The organism is Streptomyces griseoloalbus, from assembly GCA_014650015.1.
GTDB classification, from domain to species: Bacteria; Actinomycetota; Actinomycetes; order Streptomycetales; family Streptomycetaceae; genus Streptomyces; species Streptomyces griseoloalbus.
The window spans coordinates 15,123-31,078 of the sequence record BMUD01000019.1 but is presented as its reverse complement, the minus strand read 5'-3'; the positions used below and the strand labels follow the sequence as shown (position 1 = coordinate 31,078).

General features: G+C 72.9%; 8 protein-coding genes and 1 pseudogene. 1 reads left to right on the top strand and 8 read right to left on the bottom strand.

What is annotated here, in order from left to right:
* Positions 1 to 22: 22 nt before the first annotated feature.
* From IE178_RS25795 to IE178_RS25765, 7 genes are all read right to left on the bottom strand, one after another.
* Positions 23 to 1,840 (bottom strand): GMC oxidoreductase, encoded by a 1,818-nt coding sequence (locus tag IE178_RS25795; RefSeq protein WP_193514022.1) that lies wholly within the window; start codon positions 1,838 to 1,840, stop codon positions 23 to 25.
* Between the two features lie 103 nt (positions 1,841 to 1,943).
* Positions 1,944 to 3,557, bottom strand: coding sequence for a succinic semialdehyde dehydrogenase (locus tag IE178_RS25790; protein ID WP_193513961.1), 1,614 nt, complete (start codon positions 3,555 to 3,557; stop codon positions 1,944 to 1,946).
* A 142-nt stretch (positions 3,558 to 3,699) separates the two neighbouring features.
* A complete protein-coding gene (locus IE178_RS25785) occupies positions 3,700 to 5,334 on the bottom strand; it encodes a serine/threonine-protein kinase (protein WP_193513960.1) in 1,635 nt (544 codons plus the stop codon).
* A gap of 80 nt (positions 5,335 to 5,414) precedes the next feature.
* Positions 5,415 to 6,803: a serine/threonine-protein kinase gene (locus tag IE178_RS25780; RefSeq protein ID WP_193513959.1), complete on the bottom strand. Its 1,389-nt coding sequence runs from the start codon at positions 6,801 to 6,803 to the stop codon at positions 5,415 to 5,417.
* 82 nt (positions 6,804 to 6,885) lie between these two features.
* Positions 6,886 to 8,532 carry a serine/threonine-protein kinase gene (locus tag IE178_RS25775; protein ID WP_193513958.1) on the bottom strand — a complete coding sequence of 549 codons (1,647 nt, stop codon included), beginning with the start codon at positions 8,530 to 8,532 and terminating at the stop codon, positions 6,886 to 6,888.
* A gap of 206 nt (positions 8,533 to 8,738) precedes the next feature.
* On the bottom strand, positions 8,739 to 11,261 hold the full coding sequence (locus IE178_RS25770; RefSeq protein ID WP_193513957.1) for a serine/threonine kinase C-terminal domain-containing protein: 2,523 nt from the start codon (positions 11,259 to 11,261) through the stop codon (positions 8,739 to 8,741).
* Positions 11,262 to 11,414: 153 nt separating this feature from the next.
* The gene (locus IE178_RS25765; protein ID WP_193513956.1) at positions 11,415 to 13,457 is read right to left on the bottom strand and encodes a serine/threonine-protein kinase; all 2,043 of its coding nucleotides are present in this window, start codon (positions 13,455 to 13,457) and stop codon (positions 11,415 to 11,417) included.
* A 245-nt stretch (positions 13,458 to 13,702) separates the two neighbouring features.
* On the opposite strand from IE178_RS25765, the pseudogene IE178_RS25760 reads away from it, so the two are divergent.
* Positions 13,703 to 13,906 (top strand): annotated as a pseudogene (locus IE178_RS25760) (serine hydrolase); the annotation flags it as partial.
* A gap of 184 nt (positions 13,907 to 14,090) precedes the next feature.
* On the opposite strand, the gene IE178_RS25755 reads toward IE178_RS25760, so the two are convergent.
* Complete coding sequence (locus tag IE178_RS25755) at positions 14,091 to 15,797, bottom strand: glycerol-3-phosphate dehydrogenase/oxidase (RefSeq protein ID WP_184761052.1); 1,707 nt, start codon at positions 15,795 to 15,797, stop codon at positions 14,091 to 14,093.
* Positions 15,798 to 15,956: the final 159 nt, after the last annotated feature.

The window sequence follows — 15,956 nt, the reverse complement described above, 5'->3', positions numbered from 1 at the left end:
TTCCTGGTCCGCCGTGCCGTGGCTACCTCTTCGGCGGCACCGCCGGCATCCCCAGGAACGGCAGCTTCAGCGCGCCGAACGCGTCCGCCGGGACCGCCGGGGACTTCGGCTCGACCGGCTTCAGCCGCTGGTAGGACGCCCCCTGCCGCGGGCGCGGATCGGCCTCGCCCTTGTTGGGCCAGTACGACATGGCCCGCTCCGCCTGTGCCGTGATGGTCAGCGAGGGATTGACGCCCAGGTTCGCCGAGACCGCCGCCCCGTCCACGACCGAGATACCGGGGTGGCCGTAGAGACGGTGGTACGGGTCGATCACACCGGTGTCGCGGGAACCGCCGATCGGGCAGCCGCCCAGGAAGTGGGCGGTCAACGGCATCCCCGTCAGCTCCCCGACATTGGAACCGGCGAAGCCGTTGATCTCGGCCGCCAGCGCGGAAGCGCCGTCCGTGGCCGCCTTGATCTGCTTGGGGTTGGGGGCACCGTGCCCCTGCCGGGCGGTGAGCAGGCCACGGCCGACCCCGGACGGCTTGAGGTACGTGGTCAGGGAGTTGTCCAGCGACTGCATCACCAGGCCGATGATGGTCCGCTCCGACCAGCGCCGGTTGGACAGGGACCGCAGCAACAGCCAGGGGTGCCTCGCCGCGTTGCCGAGCCAGCCCAGCACCCGGGCCGTGCCCGAGCCGCCGCCCGCGTAGGGCACCTGGAGGATGGACAGCCCGCCCATCGAATTGGAGCCCTTGCCGTAGCGGACCGGTTCGATGTGGGTGTTCTCGTCGGGGTGGATCGAGGACGTGATGGCCACGCCGCGCGTGAAGTCGGCCTTCGGCGCACCGGTGGCCCTGCGGTAGCGGCGGTCGTCGGTCTGGGCGCCGACGAGGGCCTCGGAGTTGGTGCGGGTCAGCTCACCGAGCCTGTCGGAGAGGTGCGGCAACTGGCCGCCGGCCCGCATCCGGTGCAGCAGTGTCTGGGTGCCGTAGGTTCCGGCGGCCAGCACCACCCGGCGGGCGCGGAGGGTACGGCCCTTGTCCTTGCGGCGGTTGTCGGTCGGGAGCGTGGCGACGGCGTACCCGCCCCGCGAGTCCTCCGTCACCGACACCACCGTCGTCATGGGGTGCACGACCGCGCCCGCCTTCTCGGCGAGGTGGAGATAGTTCTCGTTGAGGGTGTTCTTCGCCCCGTGCCGGCAGCCGGTCATGCACTCGCCGCACTCGGCACAGGCCCGGCGCGAGGGCCCCGCCCCGCCGAAGTACGGGTCGGGCACCTCTTGCCCCGGCTTCGCCTTCACCGTTCCGTCGGCGTCCTCGCCGTCCCCGAAGAAGACACCGACCGGGGCCAGGTGGAAGGTGTCGCCCACACCCATCCGTTCGGCCACCGCCTTCAGGTGCACGTCCGACGGGGTCATGGTCGGGTTGATCCGTACGCCGAGCATGCGCCGCGCCTGGTCGTAGTACGGCGCCAGTTCCTCCTGCCAGTCGGTGATGTGCCCCCACTGCGCGTCCTCGAAGAAGGGCTTGGGCGGTACGTAGAGAGTGTTGGCGTAGTTGAGGGAGCCGCCGCCGACGCCCGCGCCGGCCAGGACCATGACATTGCCCAGCAGATGGATGCGCTGGATGCCGTACATGCCGAGCCTCGGTGCCCACAGGTAGTTCTTCAGGTCCCAGGAGTTCTTCGGCAGGGAGGCGCGGGTGAAGCGGCGGCCGGCCTCCAGGACGCCGACGCGGTAGCCCTTCTCGGTCAGCCGGAGCGCCGAGACCGAGCCGCCGAACCCGGAGCCGACGACGATGACGTCGTAGTCGTACGACGAGTCGTCGTCCGGCTCCCGCCCGGTGTCCGGCTCTCGCACGGTCTCCGGCTCCCGCACGGTGTCCGGCTCTTGCACGGAGTTCTCCTGTGACACGTGCTCTCCTCGTTGAAAGCGGTGGTTCCGGTGCTGGGTGGCCGCTGTCTCAGCGGAAGCGGAACGCCTTCATCAGGCGCAGGCTGCGGCTCATGAACGCCGCGTACTTCTCGTCGTCCATGCCGAGCGAGGGGGCCATCGGCAGCAGCCGCTGGTGGGCGACGGTCTGGGCCTCGGTGTACTTGAGGATGCCCTCGGAGCCGTGCCGGCGGCCGAGCCCGGATTCCTTCATGCCGCCCATTGGCGACTGGACGCTGCCGTACGCGGGCGCGTACCCCTCGTTGATGTTCACCGTGCCGGTGCGCAGCCGCGCGGCGATCTCGCGGCCGCGCCGGGCGTCCTTCGTCCAGACCGAGGAGTTCAGGCCGTACGGCGTGGCGTTGGCACGCTCGACCGCCTCGTCGTCGGACGAGAAACGGTAGATCGAGACGACCGGACCGAAGGTCTCCTCCGAGCAGACGCTCATCGGGGCCTCGACACCGTCGAGGATGGTCGGCTCGTAGAAGTAGGGGCCGATGTCCGGGCGGGCCGTGCCGCCCGCGAGCACCTGGGCGCCCTTGGCGACGGCGTCGTCGACGTGCCGGGTGACGGCGTCCAGCTGGCGTTCGCCGACCAGGGAGCCCATGTCGGCGCCGTAGGCGAGGGACGTGCCCAGGCGGATCGCCTTCGTCCGGGCGGTGAAACGCTCCAGGAAGGCGTCCGCGATCGCCTCGTGGACGTACAGCCGTTCGATGGAGATGCACAGCTGGCCCGCGGAGGAGAAGCAGGCGCGGACGGCGCCCGCGGCGGCCTTGTCGAGGTCGGCGTCCTCCAGCACCAGCATGGCGTTCTTGCCGCCGAGTTCGAGGGAGACGCCGACCAGCCGGGCGGCGGCGCCCTGGGCGACCTCGCGGCCGGTGCGGGTGGAGCCGGTGAAGGAGACGTAGTCGGCGTGCCTGACCACCTCGGGGCCGACCACCGGGCCGTCACCGAGGACGACCTGGAAGACGTCGGCGGGCAGCCCGGCCTCGACGAGGAGGTCACGGGCCCAGAGCGCGGTCAGGCAGGTCTCCGTGTCGGGCTTCATCACGACCGCGTTGCCGGCGACGAACGCCGGGAGCGCGTCGCCGACGGAGAGTTCGAGCGGGTAGTTCCACGGGGCGATCTGGCCGACGACACCGCGCGGGTGACGCAGTTCGGTGACCTTCGTCAGGGTCGGCATGGCCCCCGCGTGCCGCTTGGGCCGCAGATACGCGGCGGCCCGGCGGCCGTAGTGGCGGGCGGCGACGGCGACGGCCTGCACCTCCTCGTGGGCGTGCAGCCGGGCCTTGCCGGTCTCCAGCTGGATCAGGTCGAGCACCTCGGCCTGGCGCTCCAGCACCAGGTCGTGGAAGCGGAGCAGTACGGCGGCACGTTCCCGTACCGGGATCTGGGCCCACACGGCCTGGGCGGCGCGGGCCGCCTCGAAGGCCTTCGCCACGTCCTCGGGCGTCGACTCGGGCAGGTCGGCCAGCTTCTCGCCGGTGAACGGCGTGTGGTTGGCGGTCCGGCCGGAGCCGGCCACGCCCTTGGTGAGCTGCGCGACCAGCTCCGGCGTGACCACGTCGGCGGCGGTGCGGGCGCCCTCCGGGGCGGGGGCGAGGGGGTTGGTGCCGGTCGTTTCCCGGGTCTGCGCGTCCGTCATGAGGCGCAGGGTATGCCCGGGCGGACGCTTTGTGTACCCGTCGGTAACAGATTCACGCCCCGCTCACACGACGCCAGTGAACGCTGGCAACGAATGCCCTGATCAGGGCGTTGACTTCCGTCCGTGCCGGAGTTCAGTGCGTTCAGAGTGTATGGATGTCCCACGAGGTGAAGACCGCGCGGGCGATCTCCCGCCCGTCCTCGGCGAAGTAGCCCTTGCCCGGGTACACGACCCGGAGCCGGTACATGTCGCCGTCCTTGTTCCGGTAGTACATGACCTGCGCCTCGCGCACCAGCGGTGTCGGCCCGTCGCTCGTCGTGTAGACGAGGGTGTTGGTGGCCGCCTCGCGGTCCTTGTACGTGGTCTCGCGGGGCTTCCCCCTGGGCGCCGGTGTGGCGGCGATGCCCCAGGAGTAGTCGCCGTCCTTGAGCTCGTCCCACTCCGCGAAGGCCCGCTCCGAGGCCGAGGCCTCGATCTCGCCGTCCTCGTCCTCGGCCTCCAGGTCGCGGTCGGTCTCGATCCGCACCAGTCCGCTCGGGTCGGTGAAGGAGACCGTGGTCCCGTCCGAGTCGTCGGCGGGCGCGTCCTTCACGAAGCCCTCCGGCACCGCGAGGGCGACACCCACCCGGTCTCCGAGGTCGTGCCGCTTCCAGCCGTCCGGCAGCGGCCCCGCGAACGGGTCCGCGATCACCAGGTACGCCGCCACCGCTCCCGCGACCACCGCCGCCGCCAGCCCGGTCAGCGTCCTGCGGCCGATCCGGACGCCCTTGCCTCCGGAGCCCGCGGCGGGGAACCGGACGACACGCGTGGGGCGCGGGGCGGGCGGGTGCGCGGCCGTTTCCAGTACGGCGCGGACCTGGGCGGCGTTCGGACGGCGCGCCGGGTCCTTCTGCAGCAGACCGGTGATGACCTCGGCCAGCGGTCCCTGCGCGGAGGCGGGCGGCGCCGGCACGGCGTTGAGGACGGACTGGAGAGTGGCCGGGGTGTTGCTGCGGCGGAAGGGTGAGACGCCCTCCGTCGCCGCGTACAGCACCACACCGAGCGACCACAGGTCGGAGGCGGGGCCGGGGCGCTGGCCCAGCACCCGTTCCGGCGCGATGTACTCGGGCGAACCGACGAAGCCGCCGGTGTCGGTCAGGTTGGTCTCGCCCTCGATCCGGGCGATGCCGAAGTCGGTGAGGACGACCCGCTCGTGCCGGCCGAGCAGCACGTTGTCCGGCTTCACGTCGCGGTGCAGGATGCCCGCCGCGTGGGCGGCCTCCAGCGCGCCGAGCACCTCCAGGCCGACCCTGGCCGCCTCGCGTACGGAGAGGGTGCCCTCCTCCTGCAGCACGGCACCCAGGGAACGGCCCTGGACCAGCTCCATGACGATCCACGGCTGACCGTCCACCACCGCGACGTCATGGACGTTGACCACCGCGGGGTGGTCGAGGCGGGCGGCGGCGCGGGCCTCGCGGCGCATCCGCTCGAAGGCGTTGGAACGTTCGCGTTCGGGAAGGTGGTCCGGGACGCTGGGCTCCTTGACGGCGACCTCGCGGTCAATCGTCTCGTCCTTGGCCCGCCAGACCGTACCCATACCGCCGTGTCCGAGCTTGGCGAGCAGCCGGTACCGGCCGGCTATCAGTCGGTTCTGCGTCTGCGGTGGGACCACCTGGGTGGGTGCCGCGTACGGGTTGCCGGGGTGCGGGACGGCCGCGGGCGGGTGGGAGTTGGGCGGTCGCAGACGGAAACTGGTTGGCTCATCGGCCCCGTGGCGGGCTCCCCCGTTGCTGCTCATGGTTCATCCATATCGCGCCACGCCCCCGCGTATCCACTGCGAAGGGGGACCGGTCACAGACCCGTGACCGTCGCTGGAACTCATCTCCCGTTTCTTGGGCTGTGCGGCACGGCTGAGGAGTCGGCCGCCGTGGAGTCCGTCGACGTGGAGGTGGTCGCTGTGGAAGCGGTCGCCGTGGAGGTGGTGGCCGTGGAGGTGGTGGCCGTCGAGTCGGTCGCCGTGGAGTCGGTCGCCGTGGGAGAGGTGGCCGTGGAGCCCGCCGCCGACGGGAGGGGCCGCCGTGGGGTGGTGGCCGTGGCGGTGGAGGCGGGCGCCCCGGGCCCGGCGGGCGATTCGCTCGCGGATGTCTCGGGCGCCGTGCTCGTCGGCGTACCGCCCCCGTCGCCGTCCCGGTCCTGTATGAGCAGCGCCGCCGCGGACACTCCCGCTCCCGCCATCGCGGCAACCGCCATCGCGGCCACGAGCGTGCCCTTCGTGGGCCGGCGGCGGACGGGACGCTCCTCGGGGGAGACCGACAGCCCTCCGTCCGCTTCCTCCCGCCGTGCCGAGGGCCGCCGACGGGGCAGGTCCCGGTCCGGCGGCAGCAGGTCGAGGGGCACCGACTCCGGAGTACGGCCCGTCTCGCGGAACACCCGCAGCATCCCTTCGGCCCGGTCGGCGTCCAGGCGGCGGTCGGGGTCCCGCTCCAGCAGACCGCGCACCACGGGAAGGATCGGATCGGCCTGCGCGGGCGGCCGGATCTCGTCGACCACGACGGCGTGCAGGACGCCGCCGAGGGAGTCGCGCCGGAACGGCGACTCGCCGCTGAGCGCCGTGCACAGCAACGCGCCCAGCGACCACAGGTCGGACTCCGGTCCGGTCCTCGCGCCGGACATCCGCTCGGGGGCGGTGTATTCGGGCGAGCCGACGAAGGAGCCGGTCTCGGTGAGCGTGGTGGAGCCCGCGACCTGGGCGATGCCGAAGTCGGTGAGCACGACCCGGTCGGTACCGTTCTCCAGCAGCACGTTGGCGGGCTTGAGGTCGCGGTGCAGCACCCCGGCCGTGTGGGCGGCGCGCAGCGCGCCGAGCAGGTCGATGCCGATCCGCGCGGCCTCCATGGCGTCGACCGGGCCCTGCTCGGCGATCCGGTCGGCGAGCGACGGGCCCTCGATCAACTCCAGGACGATGTAGGGACGTTCCTCGTCCTCGACGACGTCGTGGACGACGATGATGTGCGGGTGGCTCAACTGGGCCAGGGCACGGGCCTCGCGCAGGGTGCGGTCCCGCTGCCGCCGTGCCTCCGCGGCGGAGAGCGTCTCGTCGAAGGGGAGTTCCTTGACGGCGACGCCACGACCGAGCAATTGGTCGGTGGCCCGCCAGACCACGCCCATGCCGCCACGCCCGAGCCTCGCCTCCACAAGGTAACGGCCCGCGATGACGCGGGCGTTGTGACGTGCGGCTCCGTTCTCGGGCTCCCCCTCGGTCACCATGGGCCCATCATGCCTCACCGGATGTGTCCCCTCCGGTACGGCGATTCGGCCAAGCGGGCGCTCGTCAGCGCGCCCGGGTGCGTCAGGGCTCGCGCCACCCCTGCAGGACCGTCTCGAACTGCTCGCGGGTCGTGGCCCAGTCGGCGGCCGGGCCGGCCATGTAGATCGCGTACTCGACGCCGTCACGCGAGAGGTACATCTGGTCGATCGCCCGGTACGGCCCCGGGAAGTCCGTGTCCTTGGCCAGCGCGGTCCAGCTGTACTCCAGCCGCGCGCTGTCGCGGTCACGGTAGACGCGGCGCTCCAGACCCACTTGCCGGTAGTCGACCAGGCGCTGCCCTATCTGCTGGTCCAGATCGCTCAGGTGCTCGTACGGGTCGTCGAAGTCGGGCGAGTCGTCGGCGGCGATACGGAGGAAGTGCTTGCCGCCGTCGGGCGTGTAGTCGACCTGCCTGGTCTCCTCGTCGAAGACGACACGCCGCCAGTCCTCGCCGGGGAGGACCACCGAGAATCCGTAGGGATCGGTACGGCGTACCCAGCCCTCGGGCAGGCCCCCCGCCGAGTCGGTCCCGCCCGTCCTGGTGGCGCCGGGCGTGGGATCGGGTGCGCCGGTGGGTGTGGGCGTCGGGGAGGGACCGACCGTGGTGCCGCCCCGGCCCTCCTGCTGAAGCACCACCGCGGTTCCCCCGCCGATGAGCGCGGCCAGGACGACGACCAGGGCGATCACCCGCCCGCGCACCCGCCGACGGGGCGCGACGACACCGGGCCCGTAGGGCGTCTGGACGGCCGTGGAACCGCCGCCCTGCGGGTACCGCGGCGCGGCCACCGGGACGGCCTGCGGTCTGATCTCCTGCGGCAGCGGCACATGCGCGTCGACGGCCTGGGTCGACACGTACTCCTGCGCCGCGTGCGGGCGGCGTCCCTCCGCCGCCTCGGCGAGCATCTGCTCGACCTGGGCCACGTCGGGCCGGGTGGCCGGATCCTTGCGCAGGAGTGCGCTGATGACGGGCGTGAGCGGGCCGGCCTGCCGCGGCGCGTCGGCCTCCTCCTCGACGACCGCCTGCATGGTGGTCAGCGGCGAGGTGCGGCGGAACGGAGATCTGCCCTCCACCGCCGTGTACAGCGTCGCCCCGAGCGCCCACAGGTCGGAGGAGGGGCCGGGGTCGTGACCGCGGACCCGCTCGGGCGCGAGGTAGTCGACCGAGCCGACGACCTCTCCGGTACGGGTGATGGCCGTGTCGCCGTCTATCTGCGCGATGCCGAAGTCGGTGAGCAGCACCCGGCCGTCCCGGCCGAGGAGGACGTTGCCGGGCTTGACGTCCCGGTGCAGCACGCCGGCGGCGTGGGCGGCGCGCAGCGCGCGCAGCACCCACAGGCCGATGCGTGCGGCCTCGCGGGGCTCGACGCGCTCCTGCTCCTTGACCGCGTCGGCCAGCGAGCGGCCCTCGACGAGTTCCATCACGATCCAGGGCCGGCCGTCGTGCTCCAGCACGTCGTGCACCGTGACGACCGCGGAGTGGTTGATGCGCGCGGCCGCCCGCGCCTCCGCGCGGGTGCGCGCCAGCAGCATGGCCTGTTCGCTGTCGGAGACGTAGAGCGCCGCGGTCAGTTCCTTGATGGCGACGGATCGGTGCAGCACCTCGTCGTGTGCGCGCCACACCCGGCCCATGCCGCCGCTCCCGATGGAGTCGCCGAGCCGGTAGCGGCCCGCGACGAGCGAGCCCTGCATCTGATTCACGTTGCCCCGCAATGGTCTTGACAGGGCCAGGGTAAGTATCCCGGCCGTTCCTGGGAACCAACGGGGTGCCAAGGAGACCGCACTGTGATGGTTGTCGCTGTAGGGGACGGGAGGCAACCAAAACGCCCGCGCATGCGTGGCATTCGCGGTTCGGCCGGCCGCACGCGTGTCGGTCCGGCCGCTGGCACGGTCTCGGCTCAGCCCGTGAACCGGTAGGTGGCCGCCGCCTGTTCGTACAGCCGTGTCACCTCGTCCCGTTCGGCCTCCGGGCCGCGCACCTGCACCACGTGGTAGCGGCCGTCGATCAGCGCCGCGAGGTTACGGACGTACAGCTCGCCCGCGTTCCCGGTCCAGGTGAACTGGCCCTCGGCCATGGTCCGTCCGCCCACCTCGATGGTCTTCAGGCCGGTGGAGGTGGCCCAGCTGGAGTCCCGGTAGGGCTGGAGCTCGCGCTCGTCGTCCCGCTGGTAGGCCATGGGGTCGCTGCCGTACCGCTGCGCGCTGTCCCGGCCCGGTACCACGATGAGTTCGAAGTCACCGTCGGCGTAGACGACCTGGCCACTGCCGTTCTTCGCGGTGCGCTGCCAGCCCTCGGCGACGGCGACCCGGAAACCCTCCGGGTCCTTGCGCAGGGTGAAGCCGTCGGCGACCTCGGGTCCGTTGGTCTGCGTCTCGGTGGACGCGGCCGACTCCCCGGGGCTGTCCTTCGGGTCCGGCGCGTTCTGTCCGGTGTCCGGCTCTCCGCCGGCGTCCGGCGCGCTCGGTGCCTCGCCGACCTCACCGGCGGCTCCGGTGCGGTCGGTCGAACCGCCCGCCCCCGTCGTCTCCTCGCCCGACTTCGGCAGGAACAGGATGGCGTACGCGATCGCCGCCGCCATGGCGAGCAGCACCAGCAGGAGCAGGGTGCGGCCGAGCCGGCGCGGGGAGCCGGCCTCCCCTTTGGCCCGCTTGTGCCGTGCGTGGTGGGCGGGGAGCCCGGCCCGCCGCCTGCGCACCAGTTCGCCCCGACGCCGTATGACGGGCAGTCGGCTCGCGTCGACGGGCGGTGCCGCTATGACGTGTACGCCGGCCTCGGGCTCGGGCGCCGACCGCACCAGCGACCGCAGCCAGCCGCGCAGTTCCTCGAAGTCCGGGCGTTCGGTGGGGTCCTGACGCAGCAGCGACTCCACGACCGGCCGCAGCGGCCCGCATTCCTCGGCGAACGCGGGCGGCTCGGCGCACACCATCTGCACCAGCTCGGCCGTCGACTCCTCGGGGTACGGCGCATGTCCCTGTACGGCCCGGAACAGCAGCGTGCCCAGGGCCCAGAGGTCGGTGGCGGGTCCGATCGGCGCGGCCAGCTGCCAGTTCTCGTGCACGGGTCCGGCCTGTTCCGGTGCCCACCGCTCGGTCACGGGGCCGACGACGGCCATCCGCGCCTGCCGCGCCCGCTCGGCGGCCAACGCCGTGGTCGGACCCCGGCGCGCGGAGGCATGCGCCACGAGGTCGTCCCAACGCGCGGGCGGGGCGGCCCCATCCGGGCCGCCGGATGCCTCGGGAGCGCCGGGGCCTTCGGAGCCGGTACGTCCGCTGCCGCCGACGGCGCCCGGTGCGCTGCCTGTGCCTGTGCCTGTGCCGGGTGTGGGGCCGTACCGGCCGGGGGCGCCCACGCCGTAGGGGTCGGCTATCTGTCCCGGCGGAACCGCACCGGCCGCCGCGCCTTCGCCACCACCGCCGTCGGGAACGGGCCGGGCGCCGGGCAGGGCCGCCCGGCCGCTCTGCTGAGCCTCCTGCACCCGGGCGGCGGCACGGGCACCCGCCCGGTACGCGGCGATGGCCCCGGCGCGGGCCGCCCGCACGTCCCCCGCGCTGTCGAGGGCGCGAGGGGCCGCCACGGGCGAGAGACCGCCCGGCGTGTCACCTCCGCCGCCGGGCAGCCGACCGGACCGTGCCTCGATGGCGGCCCGGCGGGCGGCATCGGGGTCGGAATCGGGGTCGGCGGCGAACCCGGGCGGCCAGGACGGGCCACGCCCGGAGTGCAGCGCTCCCGCGGGCTCCGCGGCCGGACCCGGCGCCTGCGCCCCCGCTCCCCGCCCGGGCTCCTCGTCCGGGGCCGGCACCGGGTCGTAGCCGCACAGTGCTTCCTCCGCCGCGCCGACCGCGAGTCCCGTCAGCATCACCCGGCCGTCGTCGGAGACGAGCACCGTCCGCGCGGTGATGTTGCGGTGCACCCAGCCGTGGGAGTGCAGCACCCGCAGTGCCGTCAGGACGTCGGAGGCGACCTCCGCCGCCCGGTACGGGGAGAGCGGCTCCTCGGCGAGCAGGGCCGCGAGCGGGCGCGCGGCCACGAGTTCACTGACTATCCACAGCGAACCGCCCTCGGCGAACACGTCGAAGACCTGGTCCAGGCGGGGGTGGTCGGGGATGGCGGCCGCCGCCTGCGCGGCCTCGACCGCGCGCCGTACGACCGGGTCGGTGGGCCGCCGTGTGCCCGGGCGCGCGGACGCGGGCCCGAAGCCGGCACGGCGTGTGCCCCCGTCACGGGCGGTGAAGCCGTCGGGCAGCCCCTCGGCGTCGAGCACCTCGGCCTCGACGACCTCCGGCAGCGGAACCTGCCTGACCAGGACCTCCTGCCCGCTGTATGTGTCGAAGGCGCGGGTCTCGGTCAGTTCGTACTCGTCGGAGGGCGGCAGGGGCAGGCGGTAGCGGTCGGCGAGAACCCGTCCCGCATAGTCGTCCACGTTGCCTCCCCCGGCACTACGGTCGGTCGGGTCCGTTCGCCCAGCGGGCCGTTCCGGCTGCGTACGGTCCGCAAGCACTCACGATACGTGCCGGAGGCAACCCGCAGAGCGGGGATGCCACATCTCACTCCCCATTCCGCGGACCGCTCATGCTCAGGACTTCGGTTCGAACGTCTTCGTCAGCGTGCGCCAGGTGTCCTTGCGCTGTTCGCCGCCCCACTGGGCGGCCTTCGCCGTGTACATCAGCCCGTACCCGAGCCCGTCGTTGACGACGGCACCCCGGTCGATGGACCGGTACTTCGTCCCGTTCTCCACGTAGGTGAACTCCCAGTCGGCCGTGTTCCACCCCCGGTAGTCCACCGCCTCGATGCGGATCCGCTGGTACTGGGCACGCACCATGCCGCGTTCCTGGTTCTTCCAGTCCGCGACCGGGTCGTCCTTCGGCGTGGTCGTCCAACCGATGAGCAGCTTCTGCCCGTCGGGTCCGGTGAACCGGTCCCCCGCGGCCCCCGTCGACCGGAACTTCCACCCCTTGGGCAGTCCGATCGAGTACCCCTGGCTCCCCTCGTACGTCTCCTTGACCGGGGCGCCGCCGCCGTCCTCGGCCGAGTCGTCCGGCCCACCGGTCCCGCTGCCGGGGTCGGCGGGCGCCGAACTCGCACCCGCGCCCGGCCCCGCGCCCGCCGATTCGGTCGCCGTGCCGTCGGTGCGGGTGCCGTCGGTGCGGGCGCCGTCCCCCTCGTCGTTCTTGGTGTCGGCACTCGGGTCCTGGCCGGCGACGGTCCGGTCGCCACCGCTGCCCTTGGCCCCCTTGTCGCCCTCGTCGTCGCCGCTGAGCGTGAGGGCCAGCACGACGCCGAGCACGGCGAGCACCACGACCACCGCGATGACGACCAGCGTCCGCCGGGGCACCACATCGGTGAGCGGCGCCCGCGGCGCGGGCCTCGCCGGCAGATCCGGCGGCGTCATCACCGGCCACCCCGAACTACGCCCGCCGGAGGCCGAGGCCGGCGCGGAGGGGGAGGCAGAGGTACGGGCGGAGGCGGAGCCTGACGCCGTGCCGGGACGGGCCCCGCTGGACCCTGCCGCCGTCCGCGAGGTCCCGGCGTCCGTCCCGGACGCCGAAGGGGTCGTGCCGTTGCCGGACTTGGCGCGGGACGCCGCGGCGGCGCCGGCCGAGCCGGCGGTCACCGCCGCCTTCCGCACGGAACGCAACGCGCCCCGCAGCTTCTCCCCGGCCTCCTCGCCCCGCCTGCCCCCGCCGTTCGCACGCTCCGAGGGCTGCTCGGGCAGCGGCACGACCTTCGTCGCGTCCGCCGGCTCGTGGTCGGCTCCCTGGGGCTCGGGCGCCCGGATGACGGCGTTCAGCATGGCCCGGGCACCGGCGTCGTCGAGCCGCTGCGCGGCGTCCTTGGTGAGCAGTCCGTAGATGACGTCCCTGAGCGGTCCCGCGTTCTTCGGCTCCTCGAGCGGCTCGGTCATCACCGCCGTCAGCGTCGCGATCGCGGACCCCTTGTCGTACGGCGGTGTGCCCTCCACCGACGCGTACAACAGCCCGCCGAGCGACCACAGGTCGGCCGCCGGCCCCGGCTTGTGCCCGCGGGCCCGCTCCGGGGAGATGTAGGAGGGAGCGCCGACCAGCATGCCGGTCGAGGTGATGGACGGGTCGCCCTCGACCTGGGCGATGCCGAAGTCGGTGAGCACGACCCGGCCGTCCTCGGCGATCAGCACGTTCGACGGCTTCACATCACGGTGCAGGATGCCTTCCCGGTGAGCGGAGCGCAGCACGTCGAGCACGGCGAGCCCGACCTCGGCGGCACGCCGCGGCTCCAGCAGCCCGTCCTCCCGGATGACCTCGGCGAGCGACTTGCCCTCGACGAGCTCCATCACGATCCAGGGCCGGTCGTCCTCCTGCACCACGTCGAAGACGGTCACGGCGCCGTTGTTGCGGATCCGCGCGATCGCCTTGGCCTCGCGCAGCGTCCGCGTGATCAGCCGCCGCTTCTCCTCCTCGTCGATGTTGGACGGGAAGCGGAGTTCCTTGACGGCGACGGTCCGCCCCAGGGTCTCGTCCTCGGCGCGCCACACCGTCCCCATGCCGCCGCGGCCGAGCACATCTCCCAGCCGGTACCGCCCGGCGAGGAGACGTGCGCTCATGTTCTGACGGGATGTCCCCGCCCGCTCCGCCTCCGACATGCGTCCCCTCATGCAACCCGCCCTGACAGAGCCTTCATTGTCTCTCACCCGACAAGTGGTCGACGCCCAGGGTGCCTCAGACCGTGCCCCGGGCCCGGCGCATGCGCGACCCGGGACAAGGACGCGATGCCCTGCCCTGCGTGATGAGCCTCCTGCGAGGGAGGAGCCGCGATGACGCCGCTTCGGACACTACTGGCAATTCCCGTGTCCCCGGCGCCGCTCGCCCGGACCCCGACCGCCTCCGGCACAACGGGCGCGCCTCCGGCAGCTGCGTGCGCACCGCAGCCGCTGTCGACGGCCGGCGTGTCCTCACCTTCCGGGTGACCACGGACGCGATGGCGGATCCCGGTCCCGAACCGTCGGTGCTCGCCGCCGAGTTCTGCCCTCGCACCTCATGGAACGACCGGGGTCCGAACGAAGATCCCGCCGTCGTCCACCCGTTCGGGTGATTCGGCCGGCCGTCGCGAGCGGCACCGGCTGCGACGACCACAGACGCTCACAGATGCCCACGGACGGCTTCAGACGACCGCAGACGGCTTCGGGCGACTTGCAGACTCGAACCCCTGCGGACGCCTACAGACGCCTACAGACGCCTACAGACGCCTACAGACGCCTACAGACGCCTACAGACGCCTACAACGGCACGATGTCCGGCGCCCCCAGCCGGGCCGCGTCCGCCGTCAGGTCGTCGGGCTGCCGCTGCGACTCCCGTTCGGCCTCCACCCGCTTCTCGTAGTGCTGCACCTCCCGGGCGATCTGGTCCTTGTCCCAGCCCAGCACCGGCGCCATCAGCTCGGCGGCCTCCCGCGCGCTGCGCGTACCCCGGTCGAACGTCTCGATCGAGATGCGGGTGCGCCGGGTCAGCACGTCGTCCAGGTGCCGTGCCCCCTCGTGCGAGGCGGCGTAGGCGATCTCGGCGCGCAGATAGTCGTCGGCCGCCTGCAACGGCTCGCCCAGCGAGGGGTCCGAGGCGATCAGGTCGAGGACCTCCTCCGCCATCGCGCCGTACCGCTGCAGCAGGTGTTCCACCCGTACCGTGTGCAGTCCGGTGCGCGCGGCTATGCGCGCCCGCCCGTTCCACAGCGCCCGGAAGCCCTCGGCGCCCACCAGCGGGGTGTCCTCGGTGACGCAGTCGGCGACGCGCAGGTCGAGTCCGTGCACCGCCGCGTCCACCGCGTCCTTGGCCATCACCCGGTACGTCGTGTACTTGCCGCCCGCCACCACGACCAGCCCGGGCACGGGATGCGCCACCGTGTGCTCGCGGGACAGCTTGCTCGTGGCGTCCGACTCACCGGCGAGCAGCGGCCGCAGCCCGGCGTACACGCCCTCGACGTCGTCCCGCGTGAGCGGCACCGCGAGCACCGAGTTCACGTGCTCGAGCAGATAGTCGATGTCCGCGCTGGAGGCGGCCGGGTGCGCCTTGTCGAGGTCCCAGTCGGTGTCCGTGGTGCCCACGATCCAGTGCCGGCCCCACGGGATGACGAACAGGACGGACTTCTCGGTGCGCAGGATCAGCCCGGACGTGGAGTGGATGCGGTCCTTGGGGACGACCAGGTGGATGCCCTTCGAGGCCCGCACATGGAACTGTCCTCGCTCGCCGACCATCGCCTGGGTGTCGTCGGTCCACACGCCGGTGGCGTTGACGACCTGCTTGGCGCGGATCTCGTACTCGCCACCGCCCTCGACGTCCCGCACCCGGGCGCCGACGACGCGCTCTCCCTCACGCAGGAACCCGGTGACCCGCGCGCGGTTGGCGGCCTTCGCCCCGTAGGCCACGGCCGTGCGGACGAGGGTCGCCACGAACCGGGCGTCGTCCATCTGGGCGTCGTAGTACTGCAGGGCCCCGACGAGTGCGTCCTTCTTCAGACAGGGCGCGACCCGCAGCGCGTGACGGCGGCTCAGGTGGCGGTGCATGGGCAGGCCCCGCCCGTGCCCGTGGGTCATCGACATGGTGTCGTACAGGGCGACTCCCGCTCCGGCGTACAGCCGCTCCCAGCCCTTGTGCTGCAACGGGTACAGGAACGGCACCGGCCGCACCAGATGCGGAGCGAGTCTGCCCAGCAGCAGGCCGCGTTCCTTCAACGCCTCCCGTACGAGCGCGAAGTCGAGCATCTCCAGATAGCGCAGGCCTCCGTGGATCAGCTTGCTGGACCGGCTGGACGTGCCCGAGGCCCAGTCCCGCGCCTCGACCAGGCCCGTGGACAGGCCGCGCGTCGCCGCGTCGAGCGCCGTGCCCGCACCGACCACACCGGCGCCCACCACCAGCACGTCCAGTTCGCGCTCCGCCATGGATGCGAGTGATTCGGCGCGCTGCGCCGGCCCCAGTGTCGCTGTCCTCACCGCTGCCTCCCGCTCATCGGTCGCGTCGGCCGCACCCGTCGGGCGAAGCCCGGGTCCCCACCCTCATGCCCAGATTCTGACCGGCTTGCCCGGCTTCAGCCACCACGCGCCCCCAGCCTGTGGACAACGCCCGCGGAACGACTCACCGAAAACCAGCCG

Coding starts and splice junctions, on each gene's coding strand:
- IE178_RS25790 (WP_193513961.1), bottom strand. CDS start 3,557: ATGACGGACGCGCAGACCCGGGAAACGACCGGCACCAACCCCCTCGCC.
- IE178_RS25785 (WP_193513960.1), bottom strand. CDS start 5,334: ATGAGCAGCAACGGGGGAGCCCGCCACGGGGCCGATGAGCCAACCAGT.
- IE178_RS25780 (WP_193513959.1), bottom strand. CDS start 6,803: ATGGTGACCGAGGGGGAGCCCGAGAACGGAGCCGCACGTCACAACGCC.
- IE178_RS25775 (WP_193513958.1), bottom strand. CDS start 8,532: ATGCAGGGCTCGCTCGTCGCGGGCCGCTACCGGCTCGGCGACTCCATC.
- IE178_RS25765 (WP_193513956.1), bottom strand. CDS start 13,457: ATGTCGGAGGCGGAGCGGGCGGGGACATCCCGTCAGAACATGAGCGCA.